The 20,985-nt window shown below is 44.6% G+C and carries 30 protein-coding genes; 4 read left to right on the top strand and 26 right to left on the bottom strand.

All coding sequences use genetic code 11. From position 1 onward, the window contains the following. Positions 1-9 precede the first annotated feature (9 nt). The 17 genes from rplR to rplC all read right to left on the bottom strand — a co-directional run bounded on the left by rplR (position 10) and on the right by rplC (position 8,010). Positions 10-360: a 50S ribosomal protein L18 gene (rplR, locus tag QZX97_RS03150; RefSeq protein WP_295653552.1), complete on the bottom strand. Its 351-nt coding sequence runs from the start codon at positions 358-360 to the stop codon at positions 10-12. A 5-nt stretch (positions 361-365) separates the two neighbouring features. Next, entirely contained in the window at positions 366-923 is a 558-nt protein-coding gene (rplF, locus tag QZX97_RS03145) for a 50S ribosomal protein L6 (protein WP_295653550.1), read from the bottom strand. Positions 924-944: 21 nt separating this feature from the next. Beyond that, the gene (gene rpsH / locus QZX97_RS03140; protein WP_295653548.1) at positions 945-1,343 is read right to left on the bottom strand and encodes a 30S ribosomal protein S8; all 399 of its coding nucleotides are present in this window, start codon (positions 1,341-1,343) and stop codon (positions 945-947) included. Positions 1,344-1,477: 134 nt separating this feature from the next. Next, on the bottom strand, positions 1,478-1,747 hold the full coding sequence (gene rpsN / locus QZX97_RS03135) for a 30S ribosomal protein S14 (RefSeq protein WP_295653545.1): 270 nt from the start codon (positions 1,745-1,747) through the stop codon (positions 1,478-1,480). Further along, a complete protein-coding gene (gene rplE, locus QZX97_RS03130; protein WP_295653543.1) occupies positions 1,747-2,310 on the bottom strand; it encodes a 50S ribosomal protein L5 in 564 nt (187 codons plus the stop codon). Before rplE ends, rpsN begins: the two co-directional genes overlap by 1 nt. After that, a complete protein-coding gene (rplX, locus tag QZX97_RS03125; RefSeq protein ID WP_295653861.1) occupies positions 2,310-2,621 on the bottom strand; it encodes a 50S ribosomal protein L24 in 312 nt (103 codons plus the stop codon). Before rplX ends, rplE begins: the two co-directional genes overlap by 1 nt. 31 nt (positions 2,622-2,652) lie before the next feature. Next, complete coding sequence (gene rplN, locus QZX97_RS03120; protein WP_066006038.1) at positions 2,653-3,021, bottom strand: 50S ribosomal protein L14; 369 nt, start codon at positions 3,019-3,021, stop codon at positions 2,653-2,655. A gap of 1 nt (position 3,022) precedes the next feature. Further along, the gene (rpsQ, locus tag QZX97_RS03115; protein ID WP_363151814.1) at positions 3,023-3,283 is read right to left on the bottom strand and encodes a 30S ribosomal protein S17; all 261 of its coding nucleotides are present in this window, start codon (positions 3,281-3,283) and stop codon (positions 3,023-3,025) included. Between the two features lie 12 nt (positions 3,284-3,295). Then, on the bottom strand, positions 3,296-3,505 hold the full coding sequence (rpmC, locus tag QZX97_RS03110; protein ID WP_295653540.1) for a 50S ribosomal protein L29: 210 nt from the start codon (positions 3,503-3,505) through the stop codon (positions 3,296-3,298). Positions 3,506-3,586: 81 nt separating this feature from the next. Continuing rightward, positions 3,587-4,009, bottom strand: coding sequence for a 50S ribosomal protein L16 (gene rplP / locus QZX97_RS03105; RefSeq protein ID WP_295653538.1), 423 nt, complete (start codon positions 4,007-4,009; stop codon positions 3,587-3,589). A gap of 52 nt (positions 4,010-4,061) precedes the next feature. Next, positions 4,062-4,937 (bottom strand): 30S ribosomal protein S3, encoded by an 876-nt coding sequence (gene rpsC, locus QZX97_RS03100; RefSeq protein ID WP_295653536.1) that lies wholly within the window; start codon positions 4,935-4,937, stop codon positions 4,062-4,064. Between the two features lie 6 nt (positions 4,938-4,943). Continuing rightward, positions 4,944-5,372 carry a 50S ribosomal protein L22 gene (rplV, locus tag QZX97_RS03095; protein ID WP_295653533.1) on the bottom strand — a complete coding sequence of 143 codons (429 nt, stop codon included), beginning with the start codon at positions 5,370-5,372 and terminating at the stop codon, positions 4,944-4,946. A 3-nt stretch (positions 5,373-5,375) separates the two neighbouring features. Further along, a complete protein-coding gene (rpsS, locus tag QZX97_RS03090; RefSeq protein WP_219486794.1) occupies positions 5,376-5,642 on the bottom strand; it encodes a 30S ribosomal protein S19 in 267 nt (88 codons plus the stop codon). Then, complete coding sequence (gene rplB, locus QZX97_RS03085; protein ID WP_295653530.1) at positions 5,642-6,466, bottom strand: 50S ribosomal protein L2; 825 nt, start codon at positions 6,464-6,466, stop codon at positions 5,642-5,644. Before rplB ends, rpsS begins: the two co-directional genes overlap by 1 nt. Before the next feature lie 2 nt (positions 6,467-6,468). Next, on the bottom strand, positions 6,469-6,759 hold the full coding sequence (gene rplW / locus QZX97_RS03080; protein ID WP_295653528.1) for a 50S ribosomal protein L23: 291 nt from the start codon (positions 6,757-6,759) through the stop codon (positions 6,469-6,471). 2 nt (positions 6,760-6,761) lie between these two features. Continuing rightward, on the bottom strand, positions 6,762-7,391 hold the full coding sequence (gene rplD / locus QZX97_RS03075; protein WP_295653526.1) for a 50S ribosomal protein L4: 630 nt from the start codon (positions 7,389-7,391) through the stop codon (positions 6,762-6,764). Position 7,392: 1 nt separating this feature from the next. Continuing rightward, positions 7,393-8,010 (bottom strand): 50S ribosomal protein L3, encoded by a 618-nt coding sequence (rplC, locus tag QZX97_RS03070; RefSeq protein ID WP_295653525.1) that lies wholly within the window; start codon positions 8,008-8,010, stop codon positions 7,393-7,395. Positions 8,011-8,241: 231 nt separating this feature from the next. On the opposite strand from rplC, the gene QZX97_RS03065 reads away from it, so the two are divergent. Further along, complete coding sequence (locus tag QZX97_RS03065) at positions 8,242-9,645, top strand: C45 family peptidase (protein WP_295653522.1); 1,404 nt, start codon at positions 8,242-8,244, stop codon at positions 9,643-9,645. 88 nt (positions 9,646-9,733) lie between these two features. Here QZX97_RS03065 and QZX97_RS03060 read toward each other — a convergent pair whose 3' ends face one another. Both QZX97_RS03060 and QZX97_RS03055 read right to left on the bottom strand, forming a co-directional pair. Next, positions 9,734-9,976 carry a hypothetical protein gene (locus QZX97_RS03060; RefSeq protein ID WP_295653520.1) on the bottom strand — a complete coding sequence of 81 codons (243 nt, stop codon included), beginning with the start codon at positions 9,974-9,976 and terminating at the stop codon, positions 9,734-9,736. A gap of 41 nt (positions 9,977-10,017) precedes the next feature. Next, complete coding sequence (locus tag QZX97_RS03055; protein ID WP_363151857.1) at positions 10,018-11,283, bottom strand: prephenate dehydrogenase; 1,266 nt, start codon at positions 11,281-11,283, stop codon at positions 10,018-10,020. 90 nt (positions 11,284-11,373) lie between these two features. Between QZX97_RS03055 and QZX97_RS03050 the strand changes: the two genes are divergently transcribed. Then, on the top strand, positions 11,374-12,081 hold the full coding sequence (locus QZX97_RS03050; RefSeq protein ID WP_295653519.1) for a hypothetical protein: 708 nt from the start codon (positions 11,374-11,376) through the stop codon (positions 12,079-12,081). Between the two features lie 102 nt (positions 12,082-12,183). Here the strand turns inward: QZX97_RS03050 and rpsJ are convergent, their stop codons facing one another. The 5 genes from rpsJ to QZX97_RS03025 form a co-directional block, all read right to left on the bottom strand. Beyond that, positions 12,184-12,489: a 30S ribosomal protein S10 gene (gene rpsJ / locus QZX97_RS03045; protein ID WP_040627320.1), complete on the bottom strand. Its 306-nt coding sequence runs from the start codon at positions 12,487-12,489 to the stop codon at positions 12,184-12,186. Between the two features lie 144 nt (positions 12,490-12,633). Then, a complete protein-coding gene (gene fusA, locus QZX97_RS03040) occupies positions 12,634-14,745 on the bottom strand; it encodes an elongation factor G (RefSeq protein WP_295664161.1) in 2,112 nt (703 codons plus the stop codon). Between the two features lie 137 nt (positions 14,746-14,882). Further along, positions 14,883-15,350, bottom strand: coding sequence for a 30S ribosomal protein S7 (rpsG, locus tag QZX97_RS03035; protein ID WP_295653513.1), 468 nt, complete (start codon positions 15,348-15,350; stop codon positions 14,883-14,885). 19 nt (positions 15,351-15,369) lie between these two features. Further along, the gene (rpsL, locus tag QZX97_RS03030) at positions 15,370-15,795 is read right to left on the bottom strand and encodes a 30S ribosomal protein S12 (RefSeq protein ID WP_295653511.1); all 426 of its coding nucleotides are present in this window, start codon (positions 15,793-15,795) and stop codon (positions 15,370-15,372) included. A gap of 234 nt (positions 15,796-16,029) precedes the next feature. Further along, positions 16,030-16,158: a hypothetical protein gene (locus tag QZX97_RS03025; RefSeq protein WP_295653509.1), complete on the bottom strand. Its 129-nt coding sequence runs from the start codon at positions 16,156-16,158 to the stop codon at positions 16,030-16,032. Between the two features lie 136 nt (positions 16,159-16,294). Between QZX97_RS03025 and QZX97_RS03020 the strand changes: the two genes are divergently transcribed. Then, positions 16,295-16,609 (top strand): MmcQ/YjbR family DNA-binding protein, encoded by a 315-nt coding sequence (locus QZX97_RS03020; RefSeq protein WP_295664158.1) that lies wholly within the window; start codon positions 16,295-16,297, stop codon positions 16,607-16,609. Between the two features lie 63 nt (positions 16,610-16,672). Here the strand turns inward: QZX97_RS03020 and katG are convergent, their stop codons facing one another. Both katG and QZX97_RS03010 read right to left on the bottom strand, forming a co-directional pair. Further along, positions 16,673-18,898, bottom strand: a complete 2,226-nt coding sequence (gene katG / locus QZX97_RS03015) for a catalase/peroxidase HPI (protein WP_295664155.1) — start codon at positions 18,896-18,898, stop codon at positions 16,673-16,675. 302 nt (positions 18,899-19,200) lie between these two features. Further along, the gene (locus QZX97_RS03010; protein ID WP_295653502.1) at positions 19,201-20,430 is read right to left on the bottom strand and encodes an NADP-dependent isocitrate dehydrogenase; all 1,230 of its coding nucleotides are present in this window, start codon (positions 20,428-20,430) and stop codon (positions 19,201-19,203) included. Positions 20,431-20,561: 131 nt separating this feature from the next. Between QZX97_RS03010 and QZX97_RS03005 the strand changes: the two genes are divergently transcribed. After that, a complete protein-coding gene (locus QZX97_RS03005; RefSeq protein WP_295653500.1) occupies positions 20,562-20,984 on the top strand; it encodes a hypothetical protein in 423 nt (140 codons plus the stop codon). Position 20,985 lies beyond the last annotated feature (1 nt).

Raw genomic sequence — 20,985 nt, 5'->3', positions numbered from 1 at the left:
TCTGTTGTATTAAAAAATTAAACCACCTTCACGTGCACCTTCAGCCAACGATTTAACGCGACCATGATACAAGTAACCATTCCTGTCGAAAACAACTTGTTTTATACCGGCTGCAATTGCTTTTTCGGCAACCAATTTACCAACCGCTACCGATTGGTCTGATTTGCTGCCTGCTGTTGCAAACTCTTTTGATAAAGATGAAGCCGAAACTAATGTTTTACCGGTAATATCATCTATAACCTGGGCATAAATCCCTTTATTGCTCCTGTATACTGACAGGCGCGGACGCTCTGAAGAACCCGAAAGACGTTTCCTGATCCCTTTCTTAATTCTGTCCCTTCTTGATAATTTAGCTGCCATGTCGATTATTTTTTAGATGCTGATTTACCTGCTTTTCTCCTTAACACTTCGCCAACAAACTTGATACCTTTACCTTTATATGGTTCCGGTGCACGTAGCGAGCGTATTTTTGCAGCTACCTGGCCTATCAATTGCTTGTCTATCGACTCGAGGATGATGGTTGGGTTTTTACCCTTATCAGCAGTGGTTGTAACTTTAATTTCTTGTGGTAACTGGAACACATAGTGGTGAGAGAAACCCAACACTAAATCCAATGTATTACCTGTATTGGTTGCACGGTAACCTACACCTACCAACTCTTGTTCAAGTTTGTAACCTGTTGTTACACCAACAACCATATTGTTGATCAATGCGCGGTATAAACCGTGCAATGCTTTATGGCGTTTTTGTTCCGACGGGCGTTGTACTACAATGTGTCCGTCTTCCTGGGCTATAGTGATGTCGCCATCAACTGCCTGGGTCAATTGTCCTTTTGGTCCTTTTACGGTTACTACATTATCATCCGATACGGTAACGGTAACGCCTGCGGGGATCGCAATGGGTGCTTTTCCTACTCTTGACATTTCTTGTTTCTCCTTATCTGATTAATAAACGTAACATAAAACTTCGCCACCAATGTTTTGTTGACGGGCTTCTTTATCGGTCATTACACCTTTCGAAGTCGACAATATGGCGATACCTAAACCATTTAATACGCGCGGCAAATTAGCCGTGCCTGCATATTTCCTCAAACCTGGTTTGCTGATACGCGCTATGCTGCGTATAGCCGGAATTTTTGTTATCGGATGATATTTCAAAGCAACTTTGATGATGCCCTGAGGACCATTATCCTCAAATTTAAAATTCGCGATGTAACCTTTTTCGAAAAGCACTTTCGTGATTTCCTTTTTCAGGTTTGATGCAGGAATTTCAACAACCCTGTGGTTGGCTTTAATAGCATTCCTTACTCGTGTAAGATAATCTGCAATTGGATCTGTATTCATTACTATTGTTTATGATGGTGGTTTCCGTAGACCTTCCATCGGTTAATTATTCAATTTTTGAGCTTAAAGCTGAAAGCACAAAGCTAAAAGCATCTTGTCTCTCTCAGCTTTAGGCTTTTAGCTCACTAGCTTTATTACCAGCTCGCTTTCTTTATTCCCGGTATTTTACCGGCCAAAGCCATTTCGCGGAATGTAACACGCGAAATACCAAACTGGCGCATGTAACCACGCGGGCGACCTGTTAATTTACAACGGTTGTGCAATTTTACCGGGCTCGATGCTTTTGGCAATTTGTCCAGTCCTATAAAATCACCGGCGGCTTTAAGGGCTGCCCTTTTATCAGCATATTTAGCTACTAACCTGGCACGTTTTACTTCACGTGCTTTTACACCTTCTTTAGCCATTAGTTGTTGTTGTTTTGATTTTTAAATGGTAAACCAAATTGCTTAAGCAATTCTAACGCTTCAACATCGTTATCAGCCGAGGTTACAAAGGTAATATCCATACCCATGATCTTGTTAATTTTGTCGATGTTGATTTCAGGGAAAATAATTTGCTCGGTAATACCTAAAGTATAGTTACCGCGGCCGTCAAAACCCTTATCGTTAATGCCTTTGAAATCACGTATACGTGGTAAAGCAACGGCAATCAAACGATCTAAAAATTCGTACATGGTATTGTCGCGCAAGGTAACACGTACGCCAACCGGCATATTTTTACGCAACTTAAAGTTCGATATATCTTTTTTCGATTTTGATGATACAGCTTGCTGACCGGTAATTGTAGTCAACTCGTTTATAGCTACTTCAATTAACTTTTTATCAGTAGTTGCAGCACCAACACCCTGGTTGATAGCAATTTTTTCAAGCTTCGGAACCTGCATTACGCTTTTATACTGAAATTTCTCTTTCAGTGCGGTGCGAATTTCGTCCTTGTATTTCGATTTTAATCTTGGTACGTAAGTCATTACTTAATTTCCTCCCCCGATATTTTTGCTACCCTAACTAATTTACCTGCTTCGTTCTTTGTCCTTCCAACACGTGTTGGTTTACCCGATTTCGGGTCGATCAACATCACGTTCGAAATATGCAACGCAGCTTCTTGCTTAATTATACCACCATTCGGGCTGGTAGCATTTGGTTTGGTATGTTTCGATACCATATTCGCGCCTTCAACCAAAATACGGCTGGTAGCGGTTATTACTTCTAATACTTTTCCTTGCGAGCCTTTTGAATCGCCGGCTATCACCTTTACCAGGTCGCCTTTGCGTATCTTCAATTTTACTTGCGTATTTTTCTTTCTTTCCATGTTACAATACCTCCGGTGCTAATGATACAATTTTCATGAATTGTTTTTCACGCAACTCCCTTGCAACAGGCCCAAAAATACGGGTACCTCTCGGCTCGTCCTGGTTGTTTAACAAAACGGCTGCGTTGTCGTCAAAACGGATATAAGAACCATCCTTGCGCCGGATTTCTTTTTTTGTCCTAACCACTACGGCTTTACTCACTGTACCTTTTTTAATGTTGCCTGATGGCAAAGCACTTTTTACGGTAACAACAATTTTATCGCCTATCGAGGCATATCTCTTGCCTGTACCGCCTAACACACGGATCACTAAAACTTCTTTAGCTCCGCTGTTGTCGGCAACATTTAGTCTTGATTCCTGTTGTACCATCTTATTTAGCCCTTTCTAAAATTGTAACTAATCTCCAATTCTTACTCTTGCTCAACGGGCGGGTTTCCATAATCAATACGGTGTCGCCAATACCACAGGTATTTGTTTCGTCGTGAGCCATAAATTTGGTAGTCTTTTTCACAAACTTACCATAGATAGGGTGCTTTACCTTACGCTCAACAGCTACAACGATAGATTTTTCCATCTTGTTGCTAACTACCAGGCCGGTACGTGTTTTTCTTAAATTTCTTTCCATTTCCATCGACTCTAAAAATTAATTCTTTTCAGAAGCAGAAGCCGCTTTGCGCTTTGTCAATTCAGTATTTAAACGAGCAACATCTTTCCTCACTTTAGTAATGCGGGTAGGGTTTTCTATCGCCGAAACTGCGTGTGCAAATTTCAGTTTGCTTAGATTGGCCTTCTCCTCGCTTACCCTTGCGGTAAGTTCTTCGGTTGATAGCTCTAAAATTTCTGAGTTCTTCATTTTCTTGTTAATTATTCGTTAATATGCAACTTTGCGTTATCTACTTTATAAGAGGCAAAGCCCACTGTATTACAGTTTTCTTTAAGCTTCTACGTAATCTCTACGTGTTATAAATCGTGTTTGTACCGGTAATTTACCTGCTGCAAGGCGCAAAGCCTCTTTAGCAACTTCCAACGGAACGCCTTCGGCTTCGAAGATGATCCTTCCCGGACGTACTACCGCTACCCAATATTCGGGTGCACCCTTACCTTTACCCATACGTACCTCTGCCGGTTTCTTGGTTACCGGTTTGTCAGGGAATATACGTATCCATACCTGGCCTTCACGTTTCATAAAACGTGTTACAGCGATACGGGCAGCCTCGATCTGGCGACTGGTTATCCAGGCGGCTTCGAGTGATTTTATTCCGAAAGAACCGAATGACAGTTCAGCACCACGAGTGGCTAAACCTTTCATCCTGCCTTTTTGCATCTTCCTGAACTTCGTTCTTTTTGGCTGTAGCATTGTCTTTAATTCTTATAATAAACGATGTCTGTCTCGACTTGATTTCTACTAATTATCTCTTTCCACCCGGACGGTTACCACCACCCTGGCCTCCACGGTTACCACCTTGGCCCGGTCCACCCGGACGGCTTCCACCGGCACCTGGACCACCACGACGGTCGCCACCTGGTCCGCCACGACGATCACCACCTGGTCCACCACGACGATCACCGCCACGGTCGCCAAATGCTGCCGCGCCTTCTGGACGTCCGCCTTTGCCGCTTGCGCTGCTTGTACCGCCAATGTTTGGCGACAAATCGCGTTTGCCGTAAACTTCACCTTTGCATATCCAAACCTTGATACCTATTTTACCATAGGTTGTCAAAGCTTCGGCCAAAGCGTAGTCAATATCGGCACGGAAAGTGTGCAATGGAATTCTACCTTCTTTATATTGCTCAGAGCGTGCCATTTCAGCACCACCTAAACGGCCCGAGGTCATGATTTTGATACCTTCGGCGCCCATTCTCATGGTCGAAGCTATCGAAGTTTTCATGGCACGACGGAACGATATACGTGCTTCCAGTTGTTTTGCTATACCTTCTGCAACTAATTGTGCATCAAGCTCCGGGCGTTTTATTTCGAAGATGTTGATTTGAACGTCCTTTTTGGTCAGTTTTTTCAACTCTTCTTTAATTTTATCAACTTCGGCGCCACCTTTACCAATCACAATACCCGGACGGGCAGTGTGGATAGTTACAGTGATGCGTTTTAAAGTACGCTCGATCACAACTTTCGATACGCCGCCTTTAGCGATACGTGCCGAAAGGTATTTGCGGATTTTTTCGTCTTCAACTAATTTGTCGGCATAGTGATTACCACCGAACCAGTTAGAATCCCAACCTCTGATGATGCCTAACCTGTTACCTATTGGATTTGCTTTTTGTCCCATTTCAAATTAATTGTTATCGTTTTTACTATCCACAACCAAGTGTACGTGGTTTGAGCGTTTACGGATACGGTATCCCCTTCCTTGTGGTGCAGGGCGCAGTCTTTTTAACTGACGGCCGCCACCTACAGAAACTTCCTTCACAAATAAACCGCTATCTTCTACACGTTTACCTTCGTTTTTAGCTTCCCAGTTTTTAATGGCCGATAACAATAGTTTCTCAACCCTGATAGCTGCTTCCTTGTTGGTATACTTTAATATGTACAACGCTTTCTCTACCTTTTCGCCCCTTATCAGGTCGACAACCAAACGCATTTTGCGCGGCGAGGTAGGGCAGTTTTGTAATTTAGCAATAGAAGCGCCGCCTGTAACAGCCTTTGCTGCTTCTTTCTGCTGCCTGATCAATACAGACTTTTTGATTTTAGTTGTTGCTTCCATGCCTTATTTTTTCTTTTCTGCGTGTCCACGGAATGTACGGGTTGGCGCAAATTCTCCCAACTTGTGCCCAACCATGTTTTCTGTTACATACACAGGGATAAACTTGTTACCGTTGTGTACTGCGAACGTATGACCTACGAAATCAGGAGAGATCATGGAACGACGTGACCAGGTTTTAACTACTGATTTTTTTGCCGTGTCATTCAAGGTCAGAACTTTTCTTTCCAGGTTATGATCTATATACGGTCCTTTTCTAATTGAACGTGCCATTATTTCTTCCTTCTTTCAATGATATAACGATCGGATGATTTCTTCTTGTCGCGGGTTTTGTAGCCTTTGGCCAATAAACCTTTGCGTGAACGTGGGTGACCACCTGAGGCCCTGCCCTCGCCACCACCCATAGGGTGATCTACCGGGTTCATGGCTACACCACGCACCCTTGGACGACGACCTAACCAGCGTTTGCGGCCGGCTTTACCTAACACTTCGTTCGCTTTGTCGCCGTTCGAAACGGTACCGATAGTTGCCAAACAAGTCGACAGTATCATACGTGTTTCGCCCGAAGGCAATTTGATGATTGCATATTTGCCATCGCGGGCAGATAGCTGAGCATATGTTCCGGCCGAGCGGGCAATACTGCCACCCTGACCTGGGTTTAACTCAATGTTGTGGATAATAGAACCCAATGGGATACTTTTTAATGGTAAAGTATTTCCAACTTCAGGAGCAACGCTTTCGCCCGATAATACTACCTGGCCAACGGTCAACCCTTCAGGGGCTATCATATATCTTTTCTCGCCATCGGCAAAGTGCAATAATGCGATACGTGCCGAACGATTCGGATCATATTCAATTGTTGCTACAGTAGCCGGGATATCAAACTTATTACGTTTAAAATCAATTAACCTGTACGATTGTTTGTGACCACCGCCAATATAGCGCATCGTCATTTTACCATCGTGGTTACGGCCACCCGACCTTTTGTGAGATACCACCAACGTTTTTTCAGGAACGTTTGTTGTTATATCCGAGTTATCGGCACCTACCCTGAAACGGGTACCTGGTGTTACCGGTTTAAATCTTTTAACTGCCATCTCTATATTGTGCTATAAAAGTCAATAGTTTCACCATCTTTTAATGTGATGATCGCTTTTTTATACTTTGCGGCGCGGCCCGATACCGGTCCGGCTTTAGTATTGCGGCTCTTCAACTTTCCAACGTAGCGCATGGTGTTTACTGCAACTACATTTATACCATACATGGTCTCAATTGCTCCTTTGATCTGGATCTTGTTGGCGCGTGGGTCAACAATAAAAGCATAGCGGTTAAGCTTCTCGGTTAATTGAGATACCTTTTCTGTAAGTAAGGGTTTCTTTAATACTTCCATGATTACTTAGCTAATGCTTCCTCCAAAGTTTTAACAGAACCGGTGGTCAATAATAACTTGCCTGCGTTCAGCACATCATATGTGCTCAACTGGTCGGCAGTAATTACTTTCGCCTTTTTGAGGTTCCTGCTTGATAAATAAATATTATTATCTGCTGCTGCTAACACTAACAAAGTTTTTTCGTCTGTTAAGTTAAGCGCGGCTACAAAATCGATATAGCTTTTAGTTTTAACAGCTTCGAAAGTGAAGTCCTCTAAAACTACTACATTGTTATCTTGTGCTTTGTATGATAAAGCAGATTTGCGGGCAAGCGATTTCAACTTCTTGTTCAGCTTAAAGCTATAGTCGCGTGGTTGCGGACCAAATACACGGCCACCACCATTAAACAAAGGAGACTTAATACTACCTGCACGGGCACCGCCTGTACCTTTTTGTTTGTACAATTTGCGGGTCGAACCTGCAATCTCGTTACGTTGTTTTGATTTGTGAGTTCCCTGGCGCTGGTTAGCTAAATATTGCTTAACGTCCAAATAAATTGCGTGATCGTTGGGCTCAATACCAAATACCGACTCAGGTAGATGCAAACTTGCACCTGTTTCTTTACCTGATACATTTAATACTTTAACTTCCATCTTATTTATCCACAATTACAAATGAACCCTTAGCTCCTGGGATGGAACCCTTAACAACTAACAAATTTTGCTCCGGATACACCTTAACAACCTGAAGGTTTTGAACCTTAACGCGGCTGTTACCGGTTTGACCTGCCATACGCATACCTTTAAATACACGCGAAGGCCATGAAGAAGCTCCTAATGAACCCGGTGCCCTTAAACGATTGTGCTGACCGTGAGTTTGCATACCTACACCGGCAAAACCATGACGTTTAACAACACCCTGAAAACCCTTACCTTTAGAGGTACCTACAACATCCACAAAATCACCTGTTTCAAAAATATCTACAGTAACAGTGTCACCAAGAGATTTTTCGTCTTCAAAACTTTTGAATTCAACAAGCTTACGTTTTGGAGTAGTACCGGCTTTTTGGAAGTGGCCATTCAATGGGCCAGAAGTGTTTTTCTCCTTCTTTTCACCATACGCTAACTGAACAGCAGCGTAACCGTCTGTATCCACAGACTTAACATGTGTTACAACACATGGTCCAGCTTCGATCACAGTACATGGGATATTTTTCCCTGTCTCGTCGAATATGCTGGTCATACCTACTTTTTTACCAATTATTCCTGACATTTTCTTTTTAGTTTTTTGCCCATCGAAGCAGTAGGGCTTCGTTCAAGGCAGTTTTTCCCCGCTAAGGGACGGCAAAGATAGGAAACTTATATTAACTTTCAAATAGTTAGATAGTTATTTTTATAATTATTTGCCGATTGTAAAATGCACCCGTTTTTTCTCTTTTTAAAACTTATTTCAGTATTTTTAAAACCGTAACAACACATCAACTGAACTTATTATTTAAAAATCATGAAAAACACGATTTTCGGTATCTTGCTGTGCACCAGCTTGTTTTTATTATTTGGTTGTAAAGAGACCCCTAAAACCCACGATCGCCTTGCCGGCTCGTCCAGAAGTGAAAAAGGCGGATGGATATATGTGCACCTGCAGGGCTCCCCTGCCGATATCGGGTACCAACACGGCTACTTACTGTCCAAAGAGATAGATACGCTGATGAAGATCATGAACTACTATATGCCCTATGCCAGCAAAAAAGACTGGGCGTTTTACCGCAAATCAGCTTCCGACTTTATATGGAAAAAACTTGACCCCGAATATAAAGCCGAAATAAAAGGCATCAGCGAAGGACTGCAGGCACAAGGCATGAAATATGATAGCCTGGATGTTACTGCCTTGAATGCTTATATAGAGCTTTCGCAATATTATGTGCCTACTTTGATGAACAAAATAAAACCCGGCAGCGGTGATAACAAGGCACCCGGCAATTGCAGTGCTTTTATCGCGACGGGCAGTTATACCAAGGATGGCAAGATCATCATCGGCCATAATAACTGGACCGACTATATAGTAGGTGAACGTTGGAACGTGATTGCCGATATCGTCCCCGAAAAGGGCAACCATATATTAATGGACTGCCTGCCCGGTTTTATACACAGCGGCGACGACTTTGTGATTACCAAAAACGGGCTGTTGATAACCGAAACCACTATTACCGGTTTTAAAGGTTTTGACACCACCAAAACCGCCGAGTTTATGCGTGCCCGCAAAGCGGCGCAATACAGTAACAGCGTTGATGATGTAGTAAAGATAATGACCACCGACAATAACGGCGGCTACGCCAACGATTGGCTGATTGGCGATACCAAGACCAACGAAGTGGCGAGGTTAGAGTTAGGATTAAAAGATTACCGCGTGTGGCGCTCAAAAGATACCGCTATTATTGGTTCCAACTTCCCCAGCGACCCTAAACTGATAAAAGAAGAAACCACCTTTAAGGTAGATGATAAAACCAACTCGCCAAATGCACGTAAAGTGCGTTTATTACAATTGATTGAGCAGTTTAAAGGAAAGCTCGATATAGAGACCGGCAAAAAAATAGAAGGCGACCGATACGATGCCCTGCAAAACAAAGAAGCCAGCAACCGCTGCGTTATTAGCGGCCACGTTGACGAGGACCCGCATGGCTGCCCTGAGTGGGACGAGCCGCCATTCTTCCCGATGGGTGCGGTGCAAAGTAAGGTAACCACTGCTGCATTAGCTGCCAATATGCAACTATGGGCACACATGGGCCACCCCGATGGCATGGACTTTATTGCTGCACCATATTTTAAACTGCACCCAGAGTACCAATACCAAAGCAAATACCTGAGGGACATGAAAGCTTATGAGTGGACGTTGTTTGGGGCACAATAAGAAATTTCCAAACGATGAGAAGTTTCCAAAAAAATATGCAGATGTTCAACGTACAAATCTGCTGTGATAAAATAGTTATAGCCGCCTGTTAAACATGAATCAGTTTAGCAATAGCTATCATAGCAGCTAATTGGCCTACCCAAAATATGAACATCCATTTGATGACATCGCTACGCACATTAGCCAAGTCTTCTTTTGTGGCTAAAGAGTCCTTTTTGGAATCGAACTCTTTTTCAACTTTGGTTTCAACAAATTCAATTAAGTTTTGAGCTTCTTTTTCCCCAAGCTTTTCCTTTAGAATTTGAAATAGTTGTATCTCTGAAACTTGCATATCCAAATATATATCAAATTTAATTCCAAAACAAAACGTCTCTATTCCATCAACCGTCTAATTAACTCGGCGCTTTGTTGCTTGCCTTGCTCCAGCCTGTCGCCGAAGAAATTTTTCACCTGGTTAAAGTGTTCTTTGTAGCCTTTCATATCACCATAGATGATGATGGACGACCATTCGCGCACGGCGGAGTGAAATTCCAGGTCGTCGCCACGGATGGTTTTATCATACAGGGCAGCTTCGATGGATTCTTCGAGCAGCTCTTCATTCTTGAAAAGATACTCGGCTATGCCCAGCCTCAGGCGAAATGGCGGTGTCTGGCAGATCAGGTTATCATACGGGTTTACACCCAAGTGGTACCAGGCATCAACCATGCTCAATAAACTTAAGTGCGAGTTGGGTTTACGCAGTTCGGCTTTCCCCGATAAGGAAAACTCCCGCATCACGGCATCATTTAATAATATTGGTTTGCGGCTTTCGTGAAAAACAAAGTCGCGGGCCTTATATATTCGTTCGCGGAAGTCTTTTTCCTCTTCCTTTATCATCAGTTTGAACAATTCCGATTCCGAAACCGCGTAGCGCTTTACCTGCTGGCGCGCGTAAGGATTCAAAATAGCCAAACCGGCATAAACGTGCGCTTTATAGCTAAAAATGCGTAGCGTGGTCAAAATCTTCACATTATCAATGCCACCGATATAAGAAGCGTTTTCCCAGGGGAAAAACCCGGCTTCTTTCCAGGCGGTGCCCATACTCTCAAAACCAACGTGGGTAACCGCTTGAGTATCGGCAACTATCTTATCGTGTTCGTGGTAGTCGGCAATCTCTACAATATCCGACCCTAAGGCGGTAAAGACGTCCATCATCCTCTGGTACACTTTGGCATTGCTGCGATGTGGGATAATGGCCATTTTTTGCTTGTCGGGCTCAAAACCAGGACCGTGTAGCGCATGTATGGTTACAATGAATACATCGGCAGGCAGGTATTTTTCAAAGGCTTCTATCTCGGGATGCTTTACTGAGGTTTGACCGGCAACTATGGTTCCCGGCTTAGCTGATGCACCGTATTGCGCTACAACCTTGCCAATCATTTCGGCTTCAACCGAGTAAATGAGCAAGTCGGCTTTTGCCGATACCTGGTGCCCGTCGTCATAAACGGTAATGCCCAATGGCTTCAGTTCCTCCATCAATTTGGCCTTGTTAGCAGGCAGGTCGCAGCCGCAAACGGTATAGCCAACTTTTGCAAAAGCTTTGGCGTATAAACGACCCATATCGCCCAGTCCAATTATCCCGATATTCATGGCGCTAATATAGGTAGGTGGTACGATATTTACTTCTACATTTAGTATTTGGATTTTTATGCTAATTTTACTTACACAAAAACGCCAATTTCCCCGTTTATGAACAACAAAGTATGGTTATCTTTTTTTACAGCTGTAGGCCTTATCGTAACGGGCATAAACAGTTACAGCCAGGACAGTACAACAAAACAGGTTCCTGTTGTAAAAAAAGTATACAGTAAACCGGTTGCGCAAATACCGGTAAAACCTGTAACAACAGCGCCGTCCGGTCAAACCCCTCTAAATACGCAACCGGTACTTCCACCTCCACCCGCCGATAACAGCCTTGCCGGGCAATACAACTATTTGCTGCAACATACCTACACCTACCACGTAACCATGTTGGAAGCTTACCACAAAAGTGTGATGGATACCCTGAACGCCACCAAACGCAAATTAAAAGACGCCCAGACGAAAATTGCACTGCAGGCTGATTCGCTTGCCAAACTGACCACAAGCACCAAAGACCAGCTAACCGTTAGCACCCAAGAGTCATCACAGATCAGTTTCTTTGGTGTGCCGATGTCAAAAACATTGTTCAGCACGATAATGTGGGGACTGGTTTTGGTTTTGGGCGCATCGCTGGCATACGTTATTTACAGCTCGGGCAGCAACAAACAACAAGCCGCATACCGCACCCAATTATACGATGAACTGACCGAAGAGTTTAGAGCCTACAAAGCCAAAGCAAACGACAAGGAAAAGAAACTGGCCCGCGAATTGCAAACCGAGCGCAATAAGCTCGATGAGTTGATGGGGAAGAAATAAAGGGTAAGAGCCCAGAATCAAGAGGCAAGAAATACAATTAAACAAAAAGCCGCTCTCCTTTCGGAAAACGGCTTTTTTATTTCTGGTTAAAATCGCGGCTAACTAAACTTTGATCTCAACTTCAACGCCACTTGGCAACTCTAATTTCATCAGCGCGTCAACAGTTTTTGAATTTGAACTGTAGATGTCTAACAAACGTTTGTAAGAGCATAATTGAAATTGCTCACGTGCTTTTTTGTTCACGTGCGGTGAACGCAAAACGGTGAAGATTTTCTTTTCAGTTGGCAAAGGGATTGGTCCGCTTACCACAGCACCCGTAGGTTTTACTGTTTTTACGATCTTTTCGGCAGACTTGTCTACCAGGTTGTAATCGTACGATTTTAATTTGATCCTGATTCTTTGGCTCATGTTGTTTTTGTTTTATGGTTGCCGTAAGAGCTATTAGTTACGGTTCCCGGTTTCTATTTAATTTGCAAATTTGAATATGTGCAAATGTGCAAATGAGTTGGCGTGCATTTGCACATTTACTCATCTGCACACTCGCACATTTTATTATGCGTTCGCTGCAGCTTTTTTGCCTTTAGCTTTTGCTATTACTTCTTCCTGTACGTTGCGTGGTGCCTCAGCATAGTGATCAAACTCCATGGTTGAAGTTGCACGGCCGCTGGTGATGGTACGTAACTGGGTTACATAACCAAACATCTCGCTCAACGGTACAGTTGCTTTGATAACCTGTGCACCTGCGCGCGAGTCCATACCTAACAACTGTCCACGACGACGGTTCATATCACCGATAACATCACCCATATTTTCTTCAGGGGTCAATATCTCGATCTTCATGATTGGCTCAAGCAATACCGGTTTACACCTTGGCAATGCTTCGCGGTAAGCACCACGGGCACATATCTCGAAAGATAACGCGTCCGAATCGACAGCGTGGAAAGATCCGTCAATTAAACGAACTTTCATATCCACCAAAGGATAACCTGCTAATACACCATTGTCCATAGCGGCTTTGAAACCTTTTTCTACAGAAGGGATAAATTCGCGTGGGATTGAACCACCGCTGATTTCGTTCACAAACTGTAAACCTGTCTGACCTTCGTCATTCGGCGAAATGATAACCTGTATATCTGCGAATTTACCACGGCCACCGGTTTGTTTCTTATATGTTTCGCGGTGTTGTACCTGGCCTGTGATGGCTTCTTTGTAAGCAACCTGCGGAGCACCCTGGTTAACTTCAACTTTAAACTCACGTTTCAAACGATCCATGATGATGTCTAAGTGAAGTTCGCCCATACCTGATATAATGGTTTGGCCGCTATCTTCATCAGATGCAACGCGGAAGGTTGGATCTTCTTCAGACAATTTTGCTAAAGCCATACCCAATTTATCCACATCAGCCTGAGTTTTAGGTTCGATAGCCAAACCGATAACCGGCTCAGGGAAATTCATCGACTCTAATACAATAGGGTGTTTCTCATCGCACAGGGTATCGCCTGTTTTGATATCCTTAAAGCCAACTACCGCAGCAATATCACCAGCACCTACGTTAGGGATAGAGTTTTGCTTGTTAGCGTGCATTTGGAATATACGGCTGATACGCTCTTTGTTTTCAGAACGCATGTTATAAACGTATGAACCGGCTTCCAGATTACCTGAATAAACACGGATAAAGCACAAACGGCCTACAAAAGGATCGGTTGCGATTTTAAATGCCAAAGCTGCAAATGGTTCTTTTTCCGAAGGCTGACGAACAACTTCTTCGCCGGTTTCGGGGTTAGTACCCACAATGCCTTCAACATCCATTGGCGATGGCAATAATTCCATCACATAATCCAACATGGTTTGTACACCTTTGTTTTTGAATGATGAACCGCATACCATCGGAACGATCTTAGCGTCCAATACGGCTGCACGTAATGCGTTAAGCACTTCGCGTTCGGTAATGGTTTCAGGAGCTTCAAAGAATTTCTCCATCAGGCTTTCATCGTAATCAGCAACCGCTTCCAATAATTTTTCCCTCCACTCGGTAGCTTCCTCGATCATATCGGCAGGGATAGGAACTTCGGTAAAGGTCATCCCTTTATCATGCTCATTCCAAACTATACCCCTCCAGTTGATCAAATCCACAACACCTTTAAAGCCTTCTTCGGCACCAATTGGCAATTGCAATGGTACAGCGTTGCTGCCCAACATGGTTTTAACCTGCTTAACAACTTTCAAAAAGTCGGCACCGCTACGGTCCATCTTGTTTACGAAGCCTATACGGGCAACGTTGTAGTTGTTAGCCAAACGCCAGTTGGTTTCCGATTGTGGTTCAACACCGTCAACAGCCGAAAACAAGAACACCAAACCATCCAATACGCGCAGCGAGCGATTTACCTCAACGGTAAAATCCACGTGGCCCGGTGTATCGATAATATTGATGTGGTATTGCTGGCCACGGTATTTCCAATCGATAGTGGTTGCAGCCGAAGTGATGGTGATACCACGCTCCTGCTCTTGTGCCATCCAGTCCATAGTAGCTGCACCTTCGTGCACCTCGCCAATTTTGTGGTTAACACCTGCATAATATAATATACGCTCAGTAGTGGTAGTTTTACCCGCATCAATGTGGGCAGCAATACCGATGTTCCTGGTGTACTTTAAGTCTCTTGACATATTAATTTTTTTTTGGATTTCTCCGATTTAGCAAAATGATTTCACAGATTGTTTAATAACTACACCGACCTCTGGTTTTAAATTACATTGGATATAAATCAGTGTAATCAAAAACAAAAATCGGTGTAATCAATATATTAGAAACGGAAGTGAGAGAACGCTTTGTTGGCTTCAGCCATTTTGTGCGTATCTTCTTTCTTCTTCACCGCTGCACCTTCACCTTTGGAAGCCGAAATAATTTCGCCTGCCAATTTTTCCATCATGGTTTTTTCGCCACGTTTACGTGCATAGCTGATCAACCATTTCATACCCAAAGCAATTTTACGCTCCGGACGAACTTCGGTTGGCACCTGGAAGTTTGCACCACCAACACGGCGGCTCTTTACTTCAACGGCAGGCATTACATTGTTCAATGCTTTTTTCCATGTATCTAAACCGCTTTCGCTGGTTTTTTTCTCAACAAGTTCAACAGCATCGTAAAATATGGTATAGGCGGTACTTTTCTTCCCGTCGTACATCATGTTGTTTACAAACCTTGTTACCAAAGTATCGTTAAACTTTGGATCAGGAAGGATAATTCTCTTTTTTGGTTTTGACTTTCTCATTGCTATCTATCCTCCTTAATTATTTCTTTTTCTTAGCTGGTGCGCCTTTTCCTGCCGGAGCTGCTGCCTGACCTGGTTTAGGGCGTTTGGTACCATATTTTGAACGACGTTGGTTACGACCGGCTACGCCCGAAGTATCTAACGCGCCACGGATGATGTGGTAACGTACACCTGGTAAATCCTTAACACGGCCACCACGTATCAAAACGATCGAGTGCTCCTGTAAGTTGTGGCCTTCACCAGGGATGTAAGCATTCACTTCTTTTCCGTTGGTTAAACGCACACGCGCAACTTTACGCATTGCTGAGTTTGGTTTTTTAGGGGTAGTGGTGTACACACGGGTGCACACGCCTCTTCGCTGTGGACATGAGTCCAACGCTGGCGACTTACTCTTGTCAACCATAGCTACTCTACCTTTTCTAACTAATTGTTGAATAGTAGGCATTGTTCCTTTTAAATGTTTATTTACTTCTGTCCTTATTTTAAGGACTGCAAAGGTAGGAAGTTATCTTTTGATATACAATAGGTTGAGATAAATTTAATTTAGGGATAATATGGGGAGTGGTGAGGAGCGGGCAGTCAGTGGGTTGATTACGTTGCCGGGTGGTTGACTTATATGGGTAAATATGGGTACTTTTAAAAAATTCACCTGGGCGTTCCCGTTGGCCAACGGGCCGCGCTATCCGTTGCAAGCCCTCGCCGCTGATAGAAGCGGATCCGGGCTTTCCACTACTACCGCTAACGCTACCTCATGGGTAATTATGGGTATAGTAAACATATCTTCCATCTTACCTTTTCCATCTTCCATAATCTACTATGGGTAAATATGGGTGTTTTAAAAAGAACAAATAAGAAATTTTTCGGGTAAGCAGCCTTATCACCCCCCTACCACAAATATCGTCAAAACATTGCGAATATCCAAAAAAACGACCAATTTTAAACCCATGACCGAAGAACACATCCGCGATTATTGCCTTGCCAAACCCGACACCGAAGAAGGACTGCCCTTTGGCCCCGAGGTATTGGTTTTTAAAGTAAAGAACAAAATATTCCTGCTGCTCCGCCTGGACCAACACCCTATCACCTTCAACGTAAAGTGTGACCCGGAAAAAGCCATCGAAGAACGCGAACGCTACCCGGCCATACAACCAGGCTACCACATGAACAAGAAACACTGGAATACCATTACAGTTGATGGCTCGCTGACTACCCGGCAACTGCAAAGCTTTATTGATGACAGTTATGCTTTGCTGGCATAACACCAGCAAAAAGGCGCCCCCGCAAGGGGGCGCCTTTAGTAATTCGATAACCTAACTTTAAAATCAGGTCAGGTCGAAACGGTCAAGGTTCATCACTTTGGCCCATGCGGCAATAAAGTCGTTTACAAACTTCTCTTGTGCATCCTCGCAGGCATATACCTCGGCCAGGGCGCGAAGCTCCGAGTTGGACCCAAAGATCAGGTCGGCACGGGTACCGGTCCATTTAACCGCTCCCGTTTTACGGTCGCGGCCTTCAAAAACATCTTGCGCATCGGTAGTGCTATTCCACTTTGTGTTCAGGTCCAACAGGTTCACAAAAAAATCAGTGGTAAGCGTTCCCGGGCGTTTGGTGAACACACCATGCTGCGAATGGTCGAAGTTGGTGTCCAACGCGCGCATACCGCCGACCAGAACGGTCATTTCGGGTGCGGTCAGGGTCAATAGCTGTGCCTTATCAATCAATAATTCTTCGGCGCCTATCGAATACCTCGCTTTTGTATAATTACGGAAGCCATCTGCTTTCGGTTCGAGCGCGGCAAAGGATTCAACATCGGTTTGCTCCTGCAAAGCATCGGCACGTCCCGGCACAAAAGGCACTTTAATTTCATGCCCCGCATTTTTTGCTGCCTGCTCAATAGCCGCGCTACCGCCCAACACGATCAAATCGGCCAACGAAACCGTTTTACCGGTATTGTTAAACTCTTTTTGGATGCCTTCGATCACACCTAAAACTTTAGCCAACTGCGCAGGGTTGTTCACAGCCCAGTCTTTTTGCGGGGCCAAGCGTATGCGTGCACCATTTGCCCCGCCGCGTTTATCTGAACCACGGAAAGTTGATGCTGAAGCCCATGCGGTGGATACAAGTTCGGATACAGAAAGACCCGATGCCAGTGTTTTACCTTTCAGCGCAGCGATATCCTCGTCGTCAATTAGTTTATGTGTTACTGCAGGGATAGGGTCTTGCCAAATCAATTCTTCGGCAGGTACTTCGGGGCCAAGGTAACGGGCACGCGGGCCCATATCGCGGTGGGTCAGTTTGAACCAGGCCCGCGCAAATGCATCGGCAAATTGATCGGGGTTTTCATAAAAACGCCTCGATATCGGTTCGTAGATAGGGTCTGCTCGAAGTGCGATATCAGTGGTCAGCATAAATGGCGCGTGGCGCTTTGCCGGGTCGTGCGCATCGGGTACTAAACCTGCACCTGCCCCACCTTTTGGCTGCCATTGGTGTGCCCCTGCGGGGCTTTTGGTCAACTCCCACTCGTAACCAAAAAGGTTTTCGAAATAATTATTGCTCCATTTGGTGGGCGTAGTGGTCCATGCACCTTCCAGCCCGCTGGTAATGGTATCATCGGCATTGCCTGTGCCGAAGCTATTTTTCCAGCCCAGGCCTTGTTCTTCAATGCCTGCAGCGGCGGGTTCCTTTGCCACATATTTACTTGGGTCGGCAGCGCCATGGGTTTTGCCGAAGGTATGCCCACCGGCTATCAGGGCCACCGTTTCTTCATCGTTCATGGCCATGCGGCCAAATGTTTCGCGGATATCGCGTGCCGAGGCAAGCGGGTCGGGGTTTCCGTTAGGCCCTTCGGGGTTCACGTAGATCAAACCCATTTGAACAGCGCCAAGCGGGTTTTCCAATTCACGGTCTCCTGTGTAACGGTTGTCTCCGAGCCATTCTTTTTCCGAGCCCCAGTAAATATCTTCGGCAGGTTCCCAAACATCGGCACGGCCGCCTGCAAAACCAAAGGTTTTAAAACCCATCGACTCGAGCGCACAATTGCCGGTCAGGATCATCAAATCGGCCCAGGATATCTTCTTGCCATATTTCTTTTTTATAGGCCAAAGTAATAGCCTTGCTTTATCAAGGTTGGCATTATCGGGCCAACTGTTCAACGGTGCGAAACGTTGGGTACCCATGCCTGCCCCGCCCCTGCCATCGCCAATGCGGTAAGTGCCTGCGCTATGCCAGGCCATCCTGATAAAGAAAGGGCCGTAATGTCCATAATCGGCCGGCCACCAATCCTGCGAGGTGGTCATCAATTCGAAAATATCTTTCTTTAAAGCAGCCAGGTCAAGGCTTTTAAACTCCTCAGCATAATTGAAACCATCGTCCATCGGGTTGGATAATGCCGAATATTGGCGAAGGATGTTCAGTTTTAGCTGGTTTGGCCACCAGTCGCGGTTGCGCGTGCCGGCTCCTGCTGTTTGTTTTAACGCCCCGCCGTGAAACGGGCATGAGGCCTCGTTTTTACTTACATCAGCCAGGGGCTGAGATCCGTTATTGTCCATAATAGGTATAAATTGATTTACACGAATTTAGGGTAATAATCTGGCAACCTGCCATGACCGGAAGCCGAAAATTTAATAATTTACATCATTATGGCGAAGGCTTTGTACTTAGGCGGCGAAAGTATGTGCAAATGAGAAAATGTGCAGGTGTGCAAATGTTTTTTTTCAAAGTCTACCTAACACGCTGGCGCGAGGCAAGAGCCTCGCTACTCACAACCCTGTCATTGATGCAATGACAGAATTCAAAAAAGGGTCAATTTGCTATGCAAATTGACCCTTTTATATTTAATAGACCGGGCTAATTACTTACCCAACTTCTTTTTCAAATTTTCGTCAATAGCTTCCAAAAACTCTTCGGTGTACAGGTAATCGGTACCGTGTTCTACTTTTGGTTTAATGGTGATGGCCAGGTCTTTGGTCATTTTGCCGCTTTCAACGGTTTCTATACAAACCTGCTCAAAAGCATGGCAAAAGTCAATTAACTCCTGGTTACCGTCCAGCTTGCCGCGGAACTCCAAACCACGTGTCCACGCGAAGATAGACGCGATAGGGTTGGTTGATGTTGGCCTGCCAGCCTGGTGCTCACGGTAGTGGCGGGTTACGGTGCCGTGTGCTGCTTCTGCTTCCATCACAGTACCGTTCGGGGTAACCAATGTGGAAGTCATTAAACCCAACGAACCAAAACCTTGCGCTACGGTATCGCTTTGTACGTCGCCATCATAGTTTTTACAAGCCCAAACAAAGTTACCATGCCATTTCAAAGCAGAAGCAACCATGTCGTCAATTAAGCGGTGCTCATAAGTAATTTTAGCTTCCGCGAATTTGGCTTTGTAATCGTTTTGGTATATCTCTTCAAAAATATCTTTAAAACGACCATCGTATTTTTTTAGGATGGTGTTTTTGGTCGATAAGTATAAAGGCCAGCCTTTCATCAAGGCTTGGTTAAAGCAGGCATGCGCGAAACCCTTGATCGACTCATCGGTGTTATACATCGCCATGGCTACACCATCGCCCTTAAAGTTATACACTTCAAAACTTTGTTCGGCACCGCCGCCTTCAGGCGTAAAAGTTATGGTCAGTTTTCCTTTGCCTTTGGTTACAAAATCGGTAGCGCGGTACTGGTCGCCAAAAGCATGGCGGCCGATGCAGATCGGGGCTGTCCAGTTGGGCACCAAACGGGGCACATTGCTCATCACAATAGGCTCGCGGAAAACCGTTCCGTCCAAAATGTTACGGATGGTTCCGTTTGGCGATTTCCACATTTGTTTCAAACCAAATTCTTTAACCCGCTCTTCATCAGGAGTAATGGTAGCACATTTTATGCCTACGCCGTATTTTAAAATAGCATTTGCCGAGTCGATAGTAACCTGGTCGTTGGTTTCATCGCGGTACTCAATGCCCAGGTCATAGTATTTAATGTCGAGGTCGAGGTAAGGGATGATCAGTTTGTCTTTAATAAATTTCCAGATGATGCGCGTCATTTCGTCGCCATCAAGCTCCACAACCGGGTTAGCTACTTTAATTTTTGACATATGGGGTTATTCTTGTGTTTCAATTTTTACAAGCGGCAAATATATAATTTTGGGTTTGAACGTTTTAATAATGTTAGTCATTTTTTCTGGCAAGGTTTTTTCTTAGTATTACGCAACTAAATCTGTAGACCATGAACGCGCAAAAAAACAACCCCGGAACCAAAGCACCTAAATATATCGACAGCACCGATTCGCTGAACGATAAAGTGGACCGCGAAAACCTACGCTACAATAAAGAAGACGATAGCTATGAGTTTGATATAAAAAGCGATAACCCCGATTACGACCACCCCGACCCTTACAACACCTCGGTGAAAGATGGCGGCGATATGCTATCCACCTACGATGAATCTAACCCCTTGGCTGTGGATGAATACATTAAGGATGAATCGTTAGAACTTGATGCACCGCACCTGGGTATGCACATTGACCAGGGCGAGAATTTGGAGACCGATATTGTAGACCATTTGCTGGCTCATACCCCCGAAGATGACCGGGATGATTTAGATGAGGAAGGATATCCGAAAAATGATATGCCGGGAAGAGTGCGGTAAT

Source organism: uncultured Mucilaginibacter sp. (assembly GCF_903893715.1).
Lineage (GTDB): Bacteria > Bacteroidota > Bacteroidia > Sphingobacteriales > Sphingobacteriaceae > Mucilaginibacter.
The sequence above is the reverse complement of the archived record's forward strand: the minus strand, read 5'-3'. Positions and strand labels throughout refer to the sequence as shown.

Coding starts and splice junctions, on each gene's coding strand:
- rplR (WP_295653552.1), bottom strand. CDS start 360: ATGGCAGCTAAATTATCAAGAAGGGACAGAATTAAGAAAGGGATCAGG.
- rplF (WP_295653550.1), bottom strand. CDS start 923: ATGTCAAGAGTAGGAAAAGCACCCATTGCGATCCCCGCAGGCGTTACC.
- rpsH (WP_295653548.1), bottom strand. CDS start 1,343: ATGAATACAGATCCAATTGCAGATTATCTTACACGAGTAAGGAATGCT.
- rpsN (WP_295653545.1), bottom strand. CDS start 1,747: ATGGCTAAAGAAGGTGTAAAAGCACGTGAAGTAAAACGTGCCAGGTTA.
- rplE (WP_295653543.1), bottom strand. CDS start 2,310: ATGACTTACGTACCAAGATTAAAATCGAAATACAAGGACGAAATTCGC.
- rplN (WP_066006038.1), bottom strand. CDS start 3,021: ATGGTACAACAGGAATCAAGACTAAATGTTGCCGACAACAGCGGAGCT.
- rpsQ (WP_363151814.1), bottom strand. CDS start 3,283: ATGGAAATGGAAAGAAATTTAAGAAAAACACGTACCGGCCTGGTAGTT.
- rpmC (WP_295653540.1), bottom strand. CDS start 3,505: ATGAAGAACTCAGAAATTTTAGAGCTATCAACCGAAGAACTTACCGCA.
- rplP (WP_295653538.1), bottom strand. CDS start 4,009: ATGCTACAGCCAAAAAGAACGAAGTTCAGGAAGATGCAAAAAGGCAGG.
- rpsC (WP_295653536.1), bottom strand. CDS start 4,937: ATGGGACAAAAAGCAAATCCAATAGGTAACAGGTTAGGCATCATCAGA.
- rplV (WP_295653533.1), bottom strand. CDS start 5,372: ATGGAAGCAACAACTAAAATCAAAAAGTCTGTATTGATCAGGCAGCAG.
- rpsS (WP_219486794.1), bottom strand. CDS start 5,642: ATGGCACGTTCAATTAGAAAAGGACCGTATATAGATCATAACCTGGAA.
- rplB (WP_295653530.1), bottom strand. CDS start 6,466: ATGGCAGTTAAAAGATTTAAACCGGTAACACCAGGTACCCGTTTCAGG.
- rplW (WP_295653528.1), bottom strand. CDS start 6,759: ATGGAAGTATTAAAGAAACCCTTACTTACAGAAAAGGTATCTCAATTA.
- rplD (WP_295653526.1), bottom strand. CDS start 7,391: ATGGAAGTTAAAGTATTAAATGTATCAGGTAAAGAAACAGGTGCAAGT.
- rplC (WP_295653525.1), bottom strand. CDS start 8,010: ATGTCAGGAATAATTGGTAAAAAAGTAGGTATGACCAGCATATTCGAC.
- QZX97_RS03065 (WP_295653522.1), top strand. CDS start 8,242: ATGAAAAACACGATTTTCGGTATCTTGCTGTGCACCAGCTTGTTTTTA.
- QZX97_RS03060 (WP_295653520.1), bottom strand. CDS start 9,976: ATGCAAGTTTCAGAGATACAACTATTTCAAATTCTAAAGGAAAAGCTT.
- QZX97_RS03050 (WP_295653519.1), top strand. CDS start 11,374: ATGAACAACAAAGTATGGTTATCTTTTTTTACAGCTGTAGGCCTTATC.
- rpsJ (WP_040627320.1), bottom strand. CDS start 12,489: ATGAGCCAAAGAATCAGGATCAAATTAAAATCGTACGATTACAACCTG.
- fusA (WP_295664161.1), bottom strand. CDS start 14,745: ATGTCAAGAGACTTAAAGTACACCAGGAACATCGGTATTGCTGCCCAC.
- rpsG (WP_295653513.1), bottom strand. CDS start 15,350: ATGAGAAAGTCAAAACCAAAAAAGAGAATTATCCTTCCTGATCCAAAG.
- rpsL (WP_295653511.1), bottom strand. CDS start 15,795: ATGCCTACTATTCAACAATTAGTTAGAAAAGGTAGAGTAGCTATGGTT.
- QZX97_RS03025 (WP_295653509.1), bottom strand. CDS start 16,158: ATGGAAGATGGAAAAGGTAAGATGGAAGATATGTTTACTATACCCATA.
- QZX97_RS03020 (WP_295664158.1), top strand. CDS start 16,295: ATGACCGAAGAACACATCCGCGATTATTGCCTTGCCAAACCCGACACC.
- katG (WP_295664155.1), bottom strand. CDS start 18,898: ATGGACAATAACGGATCTCAGCCCCTGGCTGATGTAAGTAAAAACGAG.
- QZX97_RS03010 (WP_295653502.1), bottom strand. CDS start 20,430: ATGTCAAAAATTAAAGTAGCTAACCCGGTTGTGGAGCTTGATGGCGAC.
- QZX97_RS03005 (WP_295653500.1), top strand. CDS start 20,562: ATGAACGCGCAAAAAAACAACCCCGGAACCAAAGCACCTAAATATATC.